15 protein-coding genes are annotated in these 13739 nt (G+C 66.6%); 3 read left to right on the top strand and 12 right to left on the bottom strand.

The annotated features are described in order from the left end of the window. From OC159_RS18765 to OC159_RS18715, 11 genes are all read right to left on the bottom strand, one after another. A partial coding sequence (locus OC159_RS18765; RefSeq protein WP_322626747.1) for a CoA-transferase occupies nt 1-112 on the bottom strand: 112 nt, incomplete at its 3' end. 130 nt (nt 113-242) lie between these two features. Further along, nucleotides 243-524 carry a protealysin inhibitor emfourin gene (locus tag OC159_RS18760; protein ID WP_265502732.1) on the bottom strand — a complete coding sequence of 94 codons (282 nt, stop codon included), beginning with the start codon at nt 522-524 and terminating at the stop codon, nt 243-245. A gap of 33 nt (nt 525-557) precedes the next feature. Then, the gene (locus OC159_RS18755; RefSeq protein ID WP_265502730.1) at nt 558-1631 is read right to left on the bottom strand and encodes a M4 family metallopeptidase; all 1074 of its coding nucleotides are present in this window, start codon (nt 1629-1631) and stop codon (nt 558-560) included. A gap of 79 nt (nt 1632-1710) precedes the next feature. Next, nucleotides 1711-2727 (bottom strand): sn-glycerol-3-phosphate import ATP-binding protein UgpC, encoded by a 1017-nt coding sequence (locus OC159_RS18750; RefSeq protein ID WP_265502729.1) that lies wholly within the window; start codon nt 2725-2727, stop codon nt 1711-1713. Between the two features lie 3 nt (nt 2728-2730). Beyond that, entirely contained in the window at nt 2731-3579 is an 849-nt protein-coding gene (gene ugpE, locus OC159_RS18745) for a sn-glycerol-3-phosphate ABC transporter permease UgpE (protein WP_265502728.1), read from the bottom strand. Then, the gene (ugpA, locus tag OC159_RS18740) at nt 3579-4457 is read right to left on the bottom strand and encodes a sn-glycerol-3-phosphate ABC transporter permease UgpA (protein WP_265502727.1); all 879 of its coding nucleotides are present in this window, start codon (nt 4455-4457) and stop codon (nt 3579-3581) included. Before ugpA ends, ugpE begins: the two co-directional genes overlap by 1 nt. 69 nt (nt 4458-4526) lie before the next feature. Beyond that, nucleotides 4527-5840: a sn-glycerol-3-phosphate ABC transporter substrate-binding protein UgpB gene (gene ugpB / locus OC159_RS18735; protein ID WP_265502726.1), complete on the bottom strand. Its 1314-nt coding sequence runs from the start codon at nt 5838-5840 to the stop codon at nt 4527-4529. 122 nt (nt 5841-5962) lie between these two features. After that, nucleotides 5963-6955, bottom strand: coding sequence for a DUF808 domain-containing protein (locus OC159_RS18730; protein WP_265502725.1), 993 nt, complete (start codon nt 6953-6955; stop codon nt 5963-5965). Between the two features lie 180 nt (nt 6956-7135). Further along, nucleotides 7136-7693, bottom strand: a complete 558-nt coding sequence (locus tag OC159_RS18725; RefSeq protein ID WP_265502723.1) for a fasciclin domain-containing protein — start codon at nt 7691-7693, stop codon at nt 7136-7138. A 97-nt stretch (nt 7694-7790) separates the two neighbouring features. Beyond that, complete coding sequence (locus OC159_RS18720; RefSeq protein ID WP_265502721.1) at nt 7791-8492, bottom strand: anti-sigma factor; 702 nt, start codon at nt 8490-8492, stop codon at nt 7791-7793. Continuing rightward, on the bottom strand, nt 8489-9043 hold the full coding sequence (locus OC159_RS18715) for a sigma-70 family RNA polymerase sigma factor (RefSeq protein WP_265502719.1): 555 nt from the start codon (nt 9041-9043) through the stop codon (nt 8489-8491). Before OC159_RS18715 ends, OC159_RS18720 begins: the two co-directional genes overlap by 4 nt. 141 nt (nt 9044-9184) lie before the next feature. On the opposite strand from OC159_RS18715, the gene cobS reads away from it, so the two are divergent. Further along, the gene (gene cobS / locus OC159_RS18710) at nt 9185-10156 is read left to right on the top strand and encodes a cobaltochelatase subunit CobS (protein WP_265502734.1); all 972 of its coding nucleotides are present in this window, start codon (nt 9185-9187) and stop codon (nt 10154-10156) included. Next, nucleotides 10153-10785 carry a hypothetical protein gene (locus OC159_RS18705; protein WP_265502718.1) on the top strand — a complete coding sequence of 211 codons (633 nt, stop codon included), beginning with the start codon at nt 10153-10155 and terminating at the stop codon, nt 10783-10785. The genes cobS and OC159_RS18705 overlap by 4 nt, the downstream gene beginning before the upstream one ends. Nucleotides 10786-10789: 4 nt before the next feature. On the opposite strand, the gene OC159_RS18700 is transcribed toward OC159_RS18705, so the two are convergent. Then, entirely contained in the window at nt 10790-11386 is a 597-nt protein-coding gene (locus tag OC159_RS18700) for an NADPH-dependent FMN reductase (protein ID WP_265502733.1), read from the bottom strand. 154 nt (nt 11387-11540) lie between these two features. Here OC159_RS18700 and cobT point away from each other — a divergent pair, with 154 nt between their 5' ends. After that, on the top strand, nt 11541-13409 hold the full coding sequence (gene cobT / locus OC159_RS18695) for a cobaltochelatase subunit CobT (RefSeq protein WP_265502717.1): 1869 nt from the start codon (nt 11541-11543) through the stop codon (nt 13407-13409). Nucleotides 13410-13739 lie beyond the last annotated feature (330 nt).

Here is a 13739-nt window from a genome sequence, read left to right as displayed (position 1 = left end):
CGATCAGAAGCTCGGGGATGCCGCAGAGGCCGAAGCCCCCCGCCGCGATCGTCATCCCGTCGTGCAAAAGCCCGTCCAGAGCCTCGCCCGCAGTGGCATAGACCTTCTTCATCGGTCCTCCCGTCCCTCAGATGTGATGTGTCGGTGAAGTTGTCGCCTGCGGTCGCCACGGTGTCAATCAGGGCGGTGGGTGGCGGCGCGGGGCCCAGAGCTGCCGTGTGGATTGGGCGCAGGCGGCGATGTCAGATGCCGTCCAGCAGGTCCAGCGTGTCCGGCGGGATCTGGCTTTCAGACAGGGTCACGCAGCGGCTGGCCTGACCACCCTCGATGATCGTGATGCGATAGCTGAGGCGGTCGGGGCATCCGGGGCAGGTCGCCGCCTGCATCCGTGACAGGGCAGAGGGCGCGAAGGCCGAGGCCAGCGCCTGGCGCAGTTCTTCGGACTGGCGGTCCAGGTCGATGCGCTTGGGCGGCGTGGCGGCGATCCCGCCGAAACCGCCCTCGGTCGCGATTTCGATGATCATTCCGGTCCCTCCTGACGTGGCAGAAGCCTAGTGTCAGACGGCGATTCCCACAAGCTTCCAGGCGCGGCGCAGCAGAAGGACCTGCTGGCTGCCGGTCCCGGCCAGGACGGTCGCCGTCCGCAGCGTCTGGTCGGCCCAATTGCTGAAGGTGGCCATCGGGTTGTTCAGCTGCTGCAGGGACTGGTACCAGATGCGGCCTGCAAGCTCCCACGACCGGCCGCCGAGGTAATTGCAAAACAGGTAGAAGGCGTGGTTCGGGATGCCCGAATTGATGTGCACGCCGCCATTGTCGTCGGTCGTGGTGACGAAGTGGTCCATGTGCCAGGGCTGCGGGTCCTGGCCCAGCAGGTCGTCGGCATAGGCGGTGCCGGGGGCCTTCATGCTGCGCAGGGCGACGCCGTTGACGCCGGGACCGAGGATGCCGCGCCCGACCAGCCAGTCGGCCTGGTGCACCTCTTGCCCCAGCGCGCGTTGCTGGGTCAGCGCGCCAAAGACGTCGGCGATGCTTTCGTTCAGCGCCCCGGACTGGTTTTCATAGATCAGCCCGCCGGAATGCTGGATCACGCCATGCGCCATCTCGTGCCCGATCACCGACAGTTCCAGAAAGGTCTGGAAGACCTTTCCGTCGCCGGTGCCATAGGCCATCTGGTCGCCGTTCCAGAAGGCGTTGTTATAGCCGCGCCGGTGCTGCACCGTCGCCACCAGGGGCATGCCGCGACCGTCCAGCGAATGGCGGCCATATTCCTCGGCGAACAGCGAAAAGACCTGGCCCGCGCTGTCATAGGCCATGTCGGCGTCGGGGATGCCGCTGGGGGGATCGCCTTCGGCCCTGACAAGGCGGCCGGGCAGGGCGGCGCGGAATTCTCCGTCATGGATGCGGCGGTCGGGGCAGCAGATGCCGGGATCGGCCTCGGGCTGCGCCAATTCGGTGTGGGCAGGGCTGGCATGGGCGGCCCGGTCCTGGCGCAGCAGCTCGTCGTGCTTCAGCAGCGTCCGGGCCATCTGGGCCACCTGCGGATCGCCCCGCAGTGCCAGCACCCGCAGCATGTAAGGCGGCACGATGCAGGCAATGGGATTGTGGTGCGAGCAGGTCAGCGACAGGCACATGGGGCGTCCTTTTCCGGGAGGTTCGTCCCAAGGTAGCACGGAACACCCGCCCGGCAAGAGGCGGATGTTCACGTTTCATTCACGCCGCGCGATCCAGCCGTTTGCCGGTTTCCCGATCGAACAGGTGCAGCGCCTGCGGCTGATAGGACAGCCGCAGATCGTGCGCGATCGGCCCGTCAGAGGGCAGGGTGATCGTCAGGCGCTCGCCGCCTGTCTGGCCGTGGACCAGCCGTTGGGCGCCCAGTTCCTCGACTGCGAGGACCTGCATCTGGATGGGGCCGTCGGGGGAGACGGACAGGTCCTCGGGGCGGATGCCGACCAGGCCGGCATCGGTGATGCCCGGCAGGTGGGCAACCGCGCGGCTGTCGATCAGGTTCATGGCCGGGCTGCCGATGAAGCCAGCCACGAAGGCCGAGGCCGGACGGCGATATACCTCCAAGGGGGTGCCGATCTGCTCGACCTTGCCGCCGTTCAGGACCACCAGCCGGTCGGCCAGCGTCATCGCCTCTAGCTGGTCGTGCGTCACGTAAAGCGACGTTGTGCGCAGGCGCTTCTGCAGCTCCTTGATCTCCAGCCGCATGGCGACGCGCAGCTTGGCGTCCAGGTTGGACAGCGGCTCGTCGAAGAGGAACGCGGCCGGTTCGCGCACGATGGCGCGGCCCATGGCCACGCGCTGGCGCTGGCCACCCGACAGGGCACGCGGCTTGCGGTCGAGGAACGGGCCGATCTGCAGGATGTCCGACGCGATGCCGACGCGGCGCTCGATTTCGGCCTTGGGCGTGCCGCGGTTCTTGAGGCCATAGGCCAGGTTCTGGCGCACCGACATGTGCGGGTAGAGCGCGTAGTTCTGGAAGACCATCGCGATGTCGCGGTCGGCGGGCTCGGTCTCGTTGACGACGCGGTCGCCGATGCGGACCTGCCCCTCGCTAATGGCTTCAAGCCCCGCGACCATGCGCAGCAGCGTCGATTTTCCGCAGCCCGAAGGGCCGACCAGTACGATGAACTCTCCATCCGCGATGTCGATGTTCACTCCGCCCACGGCGCGGGTGCCGCCGGCATAGATCTTGCCAAGGTTGTCCAGGGTGATGGAAGCCACGTCTTATTTCTCCGTCTCGACAAGACCTTTGACGAACAGGCGCTGCATGCCGATGACCACCACGACGGGGGGGATCATCGCCAGCATCGCGGTCGCCATGACCAGGTGCCATTGCGGCAGGCCGTCCACGGCATCCGCCATGCGCTTGATCCCCGCAACGATGGTGTAATAGTCCGAGCTGGTCGTGATCAGCAGCGGCCAGAGATACTGGTTCCAGCCATAGATGAAGAGGATCACGAACAGCGCGGCGATGTTGGTGCGCGACAGGGGCAGCAGGATGTCGCGGAAGAATTTCATCGGCCCCGCACCGTCGATGCGCGCAGCCTCGGTCAACTCGTCCGGGATGGTCAGGAAGACCTGCCGGAAGAGGAATGTGGCGGTGGCCGATGCGATCAGCGGGATCGACAGGCCCGCATAGCTGTTCAGCATCCCCAGGTCGGCCACGACCTGAAAGGTCGGGACGATGCGCACCTCGACCGGCAGCATCAGCGTCACGAAGATGCACCAGAAGGCCAGCCCCCGCAGCGGAAAGCGGAAATAGACCACGGCAAAAGCCGACAGGACCGAGATGGCGATCTTCCCGACGGCGATCGACAGCGCCATGATCAGGCTGTTCAGCATCATCGTGCCCACGGGCGGCGTGCCGCTGGTGGACAGCCCCCCGCCCAGCATCCTGGAATAATTTTCGACCAGGTGGGGACCGGGCCACATCGGGATGGTCCCCGACATGAAATCTGTCGGGCCGTGGGTCGAGGCGACGAAGGCCACCCAGACAGGCAGCGCCACGATGCAAACGCCCAGGATCAGCGTCAGGTGGGCAAGAAGGTTCAGGCCGGGGCGGTTCTCGATCATCAGTATTCGACCTTCTTCTCGACGTAGCGGAACTGGATCACGGTCAGCACCAGCACCAGCATCATCAGCACGACGGACTGCGCGGCCGAGCTGCCGAGGTTCTGCCCCACGAAGCCGTCGAAATACACCTTGTAGACAAGGATGTTGGTGGCCTGCGCCGGGCCGCCCTCGGTGGTGGCGTCGATGACGCCGAAGGTGTCGAACATGGCATAGACGATGTTCACCACCAGCAGGAAGAAGGTGGTGGGCGACAGCAGCGGGAAGGTGATGTCGAAGAAGCGCCGCACCGGGCCCGCCCCGTCGATGGCCGCCGCCTCGCGCAGGGATGCCGGGATCGCCTGAAGGCCCGCCAGGAAGAACAGGAAGTTGTAGCTGATCTGCTTCCAGGCGCTGGCGATCACCACAAGCGTCATGGCGTCGCCCTTGTCGCTGATGTGGTTCCAGTTGTAGCCCAGCTGCGACAGCACATAGGGCATGATGCCGATTGTCGGGTTGAAGATGAACCACCACAGGATGCCCGCCACGGCGGGCGCGACGGCATAGGGCCAGACCAGAAGCGTGCTGTAGACTCGGGCGGACTTGATCATCCGGTCCACCGCGATCGCCAGAAGAAGCGACAGTCCCATGGACAGCACCGTGACCGAGATGGCGAAGACCGCCGTCACCTGCAGCGAGTTCATGTATTCGGCGCTGCTCCAGAGGGCCTTGAAGTTGTCGAAGCCCACGAAGCTTGTCCGGGTCCCGAAGGCGTCTTCGCGCAGGAAGCTTTGCCGCACCGCCTGCGCCGCCGGCCACAGGAAGAACACGAAAGTGATGATCAGCTGGGGGGCGAGCAGCAACCAGGGCAGCAGCTGGTTGCGAAATAGGGTGCGCTTCATTGGCCGCGATCCTGGAACGAAATGATCGGGGCCGCGTCAGGCGCGGCCCCCGTCGAAGCGTGGCAGTGGTTACTGGCTCTGCGCCTGGAACTCTTCCAGCAGCGCATCGCCGCGTTCGACGACGCTGTCCAGCGCGCCCTGGGCGTCCTTGTCGCCCGCCATCAGCTGCTCGAACTCTTCGTCGATGATGCCGCGGATCTGGACATAGTTGCCAAAGCGCAGGCCCTTCGAGTTCTGGGTAGGCTCGTTCAGGGTGATCTGGTTGATGCCGGTGTCCGCGCCGGGGTTCTCGGCGTAGAAATCGGCCATCCGGTCACGCGCGGCATCCGTGATCGGCAGGTAGCCCGAGAAGGACGCCCAGTCAGCCTGCACCTCGGGGCTGGAGAGGTAGTCGAAGAAGGCCGCGGCGGCTGCGTATTCCTCGTCCGACTTGCCCGACAGCACCCACAGCGTCGCCCCGCCGATGATCGAGTTCTGCGGTGCACCCTCGACATCATCGTAGTAGGGAAGCATGCCGTAGCCGACCTCGAAGTTGGTTGCGTTGGCGATGACGCCCGCGCGGCTGGCCGAGCTGTTCATGATCATCGCGCAATCCTGCGCATAGAACAGCGGGGGGGCGTTATCGCCGCCGACCGGGCCGCCGTACTTGAAGATGCCCTCATCCGCCCACCGCTTGAGGTTTTCCCAGTGCTTGACCTGCACGGGACCATTCACCGACAGGCGCGCCTCGAAGCCGCCAAATCCATTTTCCTCGGTGCCGATGGGCTGGTTGTGCCAGGCCGACAGGTTCTCGGTCTGGATCCAGCTGATCCAGCCGGTGGTGAAACCGCATTCTGCCGCGCCGGATTCCATGATCTGCCTGGAGAACTGCTCGAGTTCGGCCCAGGTCTTGGGCGGCTGTTCGGGATCAAGGCCGGCAGCTTCGAAGACGTCCTTGTTGTAGTACAGGATCGGGGTCGAGCTGTTGAACGGCATCGACAACATGTTGCCTTCGGGGTCGGTGTAGTAACCCACGACCTGCGGCAGGAAGGCGGACGGGTCGAAGCCTTCGCCATGCTCCTCCATCAGCTGGTGGACGGGAACGATGGCGCCCTGTGCCGCCATCATGGTGCCGGTGCCCACTTCGAAGACCTGCACGATGGTCGGCTGCTGGTTCGCGCGGAAGGCGGCGATCGCGGCGGTCATCGTCTCGGGGTAGGTGCCTTTGTAGGAGGACTGGACGGTATACTGGTCCTGGCTGTCGTTGAAGCCTTGGACGATCTCTTCCAGCTTGGCGCCCAGTTCGCCGCCCATGGCGTGCCACCATTCGATGGTCGTTTCGGCCTGGGCCGATCCCAGGGACGCCAGAAGCGCCACCGCGGACGCGGAGCATTTGCGGATCATTTTTCGTTTCCTCCCAATGGAGTTGCACTGACTGCACCTCGCCTAGCGGCGGTGAATGACAAGCCGGCAACAGTATTGTGAAGGAACTGTGACAGTGATTGACCAATCGGTCAATAAATACACTAAGTCGCTTTCGAACCCTTCAGGCGTGCAATCAGAGGCAGAACTGTCATCTGCAACAGGGGGTTGAGGAGGTGCGTCACGATGGGCAGCAGAATCAGCCCCAATGCCAGGCCAACCAGTCCGTCGAAGAAGGCGGTCGTGATCCAGCCGACCAGGCCAGGCGCGACCGGGACGGCGGCGACCGCGGCCTCGGACAGGTGGTGGATCGTCTCGTAGGGGGCGTGCCAACCCAACTCGTGCAGGCCGTGGACGATGATCTGGCCGCCGACCCAGATCATCGCGGCGGTGCCGATGATCGTCAGCGCCGTCAGCAGCCGCGGCATCACGTGGACGATTCCGCGCCCCAGCGCCGCGGTCGCGTCGTTGCGCCGGGTGGCCAGATGCACGCCGACGTCGTCGGCCTTCACGATCAGCGCCACGACGCCATAGACGGCGATGGTGATTGCCACCGCGACCAGCGCCAGGATCAGCGCCTTCAGCATCAGGCTGTCCTCGGCCGGGATGGTCGACAGGGCGATGGTCATGATTTCGGCCGACAGGATGAAGTCGGTCTTGATCGCACCGGCGACCCGTTCCTCCTCCAGCGAGGCGCCGTCGGTTTCGGGATGGGTGTGCTTTTCGCTGTCATGGGCGTCGGTGTGGTGAAAGAGGTGCGCGACCTTGTGCGCGCCCTCGTAGCAGAGGTAGGCGCCGCCCAGCATCAGCAGCGGAGAGATCAGCCAGGGCGCGAAGGCCGACAGAAGCAGCGCCACGGGCAGCAGGATCACCAGCTTGTTGAAGATCGACCCGCGGGCGATCTTCCAGACGATCGGCAGTTCGCGGTCGGCGTTGAAGCCGTGGACGTATTTCGGCGTGACCGCCGCGTCGTCGATCACCGCGCCCGCGGCCTTGGCCCCGGCCTTGGCGGCCTGTCCCGCAACATCGTCGATCGATGCCGCAGCCACTTTGGATATGGTGGCGACGTCGTCCAAAAGCGCGATCAAGCCGCTCATTTCGTTCCTCCGACTGTGTCCCGGCACCTAAGGGGGCCGCAGCCCATCAGCACTTCGAAACGCGCGCAAGGCAACCCGGTTCGCCAAAAAAGCACGCCGACGCAAGATGGCCCGCGCATTGCTGCGCGGGCCACGGGCCGCCGTATCGGGGGAACAGGCAGCCCCCTGCCTGTCGTCAGGTTACGACGCGGGCAGAAGCACGGTGTCGATGACGTGGATCACGCCGTTCGACTGGTCCACGTCGGGAATGTTCACGGTGGCGACGTTGCCGTTCTCGTCGGCGATCTGCAGGGCGTTGGTGGTCGGGTCGATCGAGGCGGTCAGCGTGCAGCCGCCGACGGTTTCCAGCATCGCGGTGCCGCCGCCCTGCTGCACCATCCGGCCCACGGCGGGCGAGAACGCCTCGGTCGGGACGACGTGGCAGGTCAGCACGGTCTGCAGCATTTCCAGGTTCTCGGGCTTCAGAAGGTCGTCCACGGCGCCTTCGGGCAGCTTGGCGAAGGCCGCGTTGGTGGGCGCGAAGACGGTGAACGGGCCGGGACCGGACAGCGTTTCGGCCAAGCCCGCGGCCTGCACGGCGGCGACCAACGTGGTGTGATCGGCCGAGTTCACGGCATTTTCCACGATGTTGCGGTCGGGGAACATCTCGGCTCCGCCGACCATGGTATTCTGGGCGAAGGCGGGGACGGACAGGGCGACGGTCGCGGCAATGGCGAACGGGATGAGGCTGCTATTCATGATCTTCCTCCGAGTGTGGCTGGGGCAAATGGTGCCCTCTGCCGACAGACACGCGTGAAGCGCCGGGAAGTTGCGCCCCTTGCGCAAGGTCAGGAGTTCACAACCGCGTGAGCTCGGCCACCGCGACCACGGGTCCCGTCGCCTGGCCGGTGGGCGATCCCCCCTCGGGTTCGTCGGACAGAGCGATGCTGGTGGCGTTGGACGGTTCCAGCCCCTCGGGCAGGGTCATCCGCATCTCTCCTGCGCGTGGCATCACGCCAAGCGAGATCGCGGCGCCGTCGTCGCCGATCCACCAGATCTCCCAGTCCCGGCCTTCGGCGGCGGGGCCGCTTTGCAGCGCCAGCCGCATCTCGCGCCCCTCGACCCGCGCATCGACGCGCAGGTCGCTGTCGGCGGCGACCAGCTCGGCTCCGTATTCCGGCGTCGCCGGAACGTCCTGTCCCGGCAGCCACAGGAAGGCCGCGACGGCGGCCACGGCCAAGAGGCCCGTCAGGACGCCCATCGGGCCGCGCCACCATGGTGCGCGTTCCAGCGGATCGGTTTCCAGCGGGGGCAGGGCGTGCCCCAGCCGCTGGCGAATGCCCTGGCGCGCGCGCGCCGGGGCCATCACGGGCGTCAGATCCTCGGCCAGCCCGGCCAAACGTTCCTGCCAGTCGCGCACGGCCTGCGCAAAGGCCGGGTCGGTCGACAGCCGGTCGACCGCCGCCTGCGCCTCAGGCCCTTCCAGAAGGCCAAGCGCCAGCTCGGCCGCCAGCGCCTCGTCATGCTCCAGCGGGGTGAGGGGGGTGTCTTCGGTCATTGCGTGACACAGTCCTTCAGGCGCAGCAGGCTGCGGCGCAACCAGCTGCGCACGGTATTGATGGGCAGGCCCTCGCGCTCTGCCAGATCGGCATAGGTCACGCCTTCAAGATAGACCGCGCGCACCGCGCCGGCCTGGGGGCCGGCCAACTGCGACAGGCATTCGTGCAGCATCCGACGTTCCTGCGCCATGATCGTCGCCGATTCGGGGCTCGGCTCCTCGGACGGCACGGCGGCGGCCGCATCCTCGGGGGCGGTGGCGGGGCGCGAGGCGCGCGCGCGCAGCCGGTCGATGGCGCGGTTGCGGGCAATGGTGATCAGCCAGGTCATCGGCGACAGCCCGTTCGAGGCATAGCGCGCGGCGCTTTGCCACACGCGGATATAGACCTCCTGCAGGGTCTCCTCGGCCTCGGGGCGGTCCTTGAGGACCGACAGGCAGATCGCGTGCAGCTTGGCCGACGTGGCGTCGTAAAGCGCGTCGAAGGCATCCCGGTCGCCCAGGGCGACGCGCGAGATCAGGCCTTCCAGCTCGGTTCGGCGGGCGTCGGTCACGGGCGGGGCGTCCTTGGTCCTGGGGTCCGCGCCACCTTATGAAGGCAGTCCCCGCCCGTCAACGCACCCGGGCCCCGCGGCCTTGCGCCTGTCCCGCGAATGCGCGAACAATGCGCCGATAAGCTGGAAAGGGCCGGACCGATGCTGGACATGAACGCCAAACCCACCGAAGAGATCGACCTGCGTGAGGTGTTCGGTCTGGACAGCGACATGAAGGTGAAGGGCTTTGCCGAACGCACCGAGCGCGTGCCCGACATCGACAGCACCTACAAGTTCGACCCCGACACCACGATGGCGATCCTGGCGGGCTTCGCCTATAACCGCCGCGTGATGATCCAGGGCTATCACGGCACCGGCAAGTCGACTCATATCGAACAGATCGCCGCGCGGCTGAACTGGCCCTGCGTGCGGGTGAACCTGGACAGCCATGTCAGCCGCATCGACCTGATCGGCAAGGACGCGATCAAGCTGGTCGAGGGCAAGCAGGTCACCGTCTTTCACGAAGGCATCCTGCCCTGGGCGCTGAGGAACCCGACCGCCATCGTCTTCGACGAATACGACGCGGGCCGCGCCGACGTGATGTTCGTGATCCAGCGCGTGCTGGAGGCCGAGGGCAAGCTGACCCTTTTGGACCAGAACGAGGTGATTTCCCCGAACCCGTTCTTCCGCCTGTTCGCGACCGCCAACACGGTGGGTCTGGGCGACACGACGGGCCTGTACCACGGCACTCAGCAGATCAACCAGGGCCAGATGGACCGCTGGTCGCTGGTCGCCACGCTGAACTATCTGTCCCACGACGCCGAGGCTGCGATCGTGCTGGCGAAGGTGCCCCACTACAACACCGAAAAGGGGCGCAAGGTCATAGGCCAGATGGTGACGCTTGCGGACCTGACCCGCACGGCCTTCATGCAGGGCGACCTGTCGACCGTCATGTCGCCGCGCACGGTGATTTCCTGGGCGCAGAACGCGCGGATCTTCGACAATGTGGGCTATGCCTTCCGCCTGACCTTCCTGAACAAGTGCGACGAGTTGGAGCGCCAGACCGTGGCCGAATTCTATCAGCGCCTGTTCGACGAGGAACTGCCCGAAAGCGCGGCGGCGCGGGCGGGATGATCCCGCGGGCCGCCGCGCTGCTGGTCGCGACGGCGACGCCCTCTTATTCGCAGGAAGCCACCGATGCCTTCGCCCGCGTCAGGTCGGCCGTGCAGGTCGAGCTGTCCGACACGCATATCGGGACGGAACGGGCTGTCCTTGTCCAAAGCGCCGACCCCGACACGGACGCGGCCGATCTTCACGTCTTCACCAGTTCTCCGGACGATCGGGCGGGCAGCCCGATCGCGTTTATCCCCGCCGTCGCCTATGCCGGTCGGTTGGGCGGCCAGACGCCTTGGCTGGAGGTTGCGGAGAACGGCAGCCTCCTGATCCAGTCCGAGCAGATCGGCATCGGCCGTCATCCGTGGAGCCTGACGCTGACGGTTGCGGAACGCGACGGGCAGATCCTTCTGGCAGGTCTGACCCATGCGACATGGGATCGCGCCACGGCGGCAAGCGTGTCCTGCGACTGGAACCTGCTCAGCGGGCGCTGGCGCACGGAATGGGAACGTGCGGACCAGCCCGAGGAGGGCTTCGCCGGTCAGCGGGGCGACGACACGGGCCGCGTTGCGCGGCGCCTGACGCTGGCGGAATGGGCAGAAGCCGGGCAGCAGGTGCCCCGCTTCTGCTTTCACGACTTCGGCGACTGACCGGTCAGGGCTTCGGCGCGTCCTTCAGCAGCTTGGCCCAGAAGGTCAGTTCCTCCAGCGTGGCCTTCAGCGACCCCTTCAGGTGATCCTCGATGGTCGACATGGGCGCGTCCTCGCCAAGGGGCGAGACCTTGAAGAAGTCCGCGGCGCCGATGTGGATGGCGTTTCGCAGGGGCACCATCTGCAGCTCGATGGCGATCAGCCGCAGCTGTTCCAGCGCGCGGGCGCCGCCCATGCTGCCATAGGCCAGCGCCGCCATCGGCTTGCGGTTCCATTCCTTGTAGGCCTGGTCCAGCGCGTTCTTCAGCGCGCCGGTGACCGAGTGGTTGTATTCCGCGACCACGAACAGGAAGCCGTCGAAGCCCGCCAGCCTCTGCTGCCACGCCTTCGCCTTCGGGTCCTGCGATTCGACCCACAGGTTTGACGCGGCCTCGTCGAAGAAGGGCAGGTCCTGGTCGCGCAGGTCCAGCAGCTCGAAATCAAGCTCCGGGTGACCCTCGACCTGCGACATCAGCCACTGGGTGGGCTTGTCGGCGAAACGGGCCTGGCGGGTCGAGCTGACGATGACGGCGATGCGAGGATTGGGGCGGGAATTGGGCATGAAAACCTCGGGGTCGATGGGTTGCGGTGCGACCTGAGTAACACGGACCGGACCGCCGCGGTTCAGTTTCCACCTGCGCATGACCGCACAGAGGCCCTGCGCGGGCGGCGGGCTCCCTCTTGTCTGGCGCGCCGGGTGGTGTTCTATGGAAGGCATGAAAAAGTCCGACAACCCCGCCGACCCGTTCAAGAAGGCGCTCAGCGAGGCCACGCGCGCGCTGGCTGACGAGCGCGAGCTGAACGTGACCTTCAGCGCCGACCCTGCCGGGGTTGCGGGCGACACCATGCGCCTGCCGCAGATCAGCCGCCGCATGGGCCGGGACGAGGTCCTGTTGGCGCGCGGCACCGCCGATGCGCTGGCGATGCGGATGCGCCACCACGACGCGGGGCTGCACGCGCGCTATGCGCCCGCCGGACCGATGGCGAAAGAGCTCTACGAGGCGATGGAAACGGCGCGCTGCGAGGCGCTGGGGGCCCGCGACATGCCCGGCGCGCTGTCCAACATCGACGCCAAGATCGGCGCCGAGGCCGACAAGAAGGGCTATGCGCAGATCAAGGCCGCCTCGGACGCGCCGCTGTCGGTCGCGGCGGGATACATCCTGCGTCAGGCGGCGACGGGGCGGGCGCTGCCCCCCGGCGCGCAGCACGTGGCCGATCTGTGGCGGCCCTTCGTGGAAAGTCAGGCCTCGGGCGCGCTGGCCGACGTGAACGCGGCCTTGGCCGACCAGGCCGAGTTCGCGCGCCTGTCGCGGCGGATCATCACCGACCTGGGCTATGGCGACCAGCTGGGCGAGGACCCCGACCAGCCCGAGGAGGACGAGGCCGAGGACAATGCCGAGCAGGAGGAAGAGGCCGGCGACAACCAGTCCCAAGACCAGGACGACAGCGAGGACAGCGAGGCCAGTCCCGAGCGCAGCCAGGAGCAGACCCAGGACGAGCGTCAGGCCCAGGTCAGCATGGACGACGCCTCCGAGGACGAGATGGGTGACGAGGCCGAGATGCCCGACACCGAGACGCCCCCCGACCTGCCGCCCCCGGTCAGCGAGGCCAGCCCCGACTACAAGGTGTTCGCCCAGACCTGGGACGAGGAGATCCGCGCCGAGGACCTGGCCGACCCGGCCGAGCTGGAGCGCCTGCGCGCCTATCTGGACAAGCAGCTGGAACCCCTGCGCGGCGCGGTCAGCCGCCTGGCCAACAAGCTGCAGCGCCGCTTGCAGGCCCAGCAGAACCGCAGCTGGGAATTCGACAAGGAGGAGGGCGTTCTGGACGCCGGGCGCCTGGCACGCGTGGTGGCCAACCCGACGACACCCTTGTCCTTCAAGGTCGAGAAGGACACCGAGTTCCGCGATACGGTGGTGACGCTGCTGATCGACAATTCGGGATCGATGCGCGGGCGTCCGATCAGCATCGCCGCGATCTGCGCGGACGTGCTGGCCCGCACGCTGGAACGGTGCAACGTCAAGGTCGAGATCCTGGGCTTCACCACCCGCGCCTGGAAGGGCGGGCAATCGCGAGAAGCGTGGCTGGCCGCCGGTCGTCCCGCGCAGCCTGGCCGCCTGAACGATCTGCGCCACATCGTCTACAAGTCCGCCGATGCGCCCTGGCGTCGGGTGCGCCCCAACCTGGGGCTGATGATGAAGGAGGGACTGCTGAAGGAAAACATCGACGGCGAGGCGCTGGAATGGGCGCACAAGCGCCTGGCCCGCCGGTCAGAGGCCCGCAAGATCCTGATGGTGATCTCGGACGGCGCGCCCGTCGATGACAGCACGCTGTCGGTAAACCCCGCCAATTTCCTGGAACGGCACCTGCGCGACGTGATCGCCATGGTCGAAAAGCGCCGGGCGGTCGAGCTGTTGGCGATCGGCATCGGCCATGACGTGACGCGGTATTACGAGCGCGCAGTCACGATTACCGATGCCGAGCAATTGGCAGGCGCCATCACCGAGCAGCTGGCGGCGCTGTTCGACAGCGATCCGCGCAAGCGCGCGCGGGTGCTGGGCATGGCGGCGATGCGCCGCGGCTGAGCGGTCGCGCCGAGGGTCGACTCTCGAACCCTGGGGTGTCCGCGGACCGATACACGATCGGGTCGGCGGTGTCCTTCTTAGGCATCGGGAGCGTCCGGCTGATGCCGCCCGTATGCGAGCATGGCAAGTTGGGGGGGCTGCGCCCGCGGGATCCCAGCACCCTCTATCGGAGGGCGGTGTGCCGCTGTCGAAAGCCTGAATTCACTAGAGGTGGGCTCAACCGGTCAGCGCAACGGCTCGTTCGAAGGTATCAGCCGGCGTCTGGAAGCCAAGCGTTGTGCGTGGCCGTTGAGCCGCAGGGCAACGTGGTCGAGGTCGCTCCGAGTGTGG

The organism is Paracoccus beibuensis, from assembly GCF_026162625.1.
Lineage (GTDB): Bacteria > Pseudomonadota > Alphaproteobacteria > Rhodobacterales > Rhodobacteraceae > Paracoccus > Paracoccus beibuensis.
The sequence above is the reverse complement of the archived record's forward strand: the minus strand, read 5'-3'. Positions and strand labels throughout refer to the sequence as shown.

What these genes read in the sequence shown, in the direction of transcription:
- OC159_RS18700 (WP_265502733.1), bottom strand. Translation starts at nt 11,386, where the DNA reads ATGCCCAATTCCCGCCCCAATCCTCGCATCGCCGTCATCGTCAGCTCG.
- cobS (WP_265502734.1), top strand. Translation starts at nt 9,185, where the DNA reads ATGCTGGACATGAACGCCAAACCCACCGAAGAGATCGACCTGCGTGAG.
- OC159_RS18720 (WP_265502721.1), bottom strand. Translation starts at nt 8,492, where the DNA reads ATGACCGAAGACACCCCCCTCACCCCGCTGGAGCATGACGAGGCGCTG.
- ugpB (WP_265502726.1), bottom strand. Translation starts at nt 5,840, where the DNA reads ATGATCCGCAAATGCTCCGCGTCCGCGGTGGCGCTTCTGGCGTCCCTG.
- ugpE (WP_265502728.1), bottom strand. Translation starts at nt 3,579, where the DNA reads ATGATCGAGAACCGCCCCGGCCTGAACCTTCTTGCCCACCTGACGCTG.
- OC159_RS18725 (WP_265502723.1), bottom strand. Translation starts at nt 7,693, where the DNA reads ATGAATAGCAGCCTCATCCCGTTCGCCATTGCCGCGACCGTCGCCCTG.
- OC159_RS18755 (WP_265502730.1), bottom strand. Translation starts at nt 1,631, where the DNA reads ATGTGCCTGTCGCTGACCTGCTCGCACCACAATCCCATTGCCTGCATC.
- OC159_RS18705 (WP_265502718.1), top strand. Translation starts at nt 10,153, where the DNA reads ATGATCCCGCGGGCCGCCGCGCTGCTGGTCGCGACGGCGACGCCCTCT.
- ugpA (WP_265502727.1), bottom strand. Translation starts at nt 4,457, where the DNA reads ATGAAGCGCACCCTATTTCGCAACCAGCTGCTGCCCTGGTTGCTGCTC.
- OC159_RS18760 (WP_265502732.1), bottom strand. Translation starts at nt 524, where the DNA reads ATGATCATCGAAATCGCGACCGAGGGCGGTTTCGGCGGGATCGCCGCC.
- OC159_RS18730 (WP_265502725.1), bottom strand. Translation starts at nt 6,955, where the DNA reads ATGAGCGGCTTGATCGCGCTTTTGGACGACGTCGCCACCATATCCAAA.
- cobT (WP_265502717.1), top strand. Translation starts at nt 11,541, where the DNA reads ATGAAAAAGTCCGACAACCCCGCCGACCCGTTCAAGAAGGCGCTCAGC.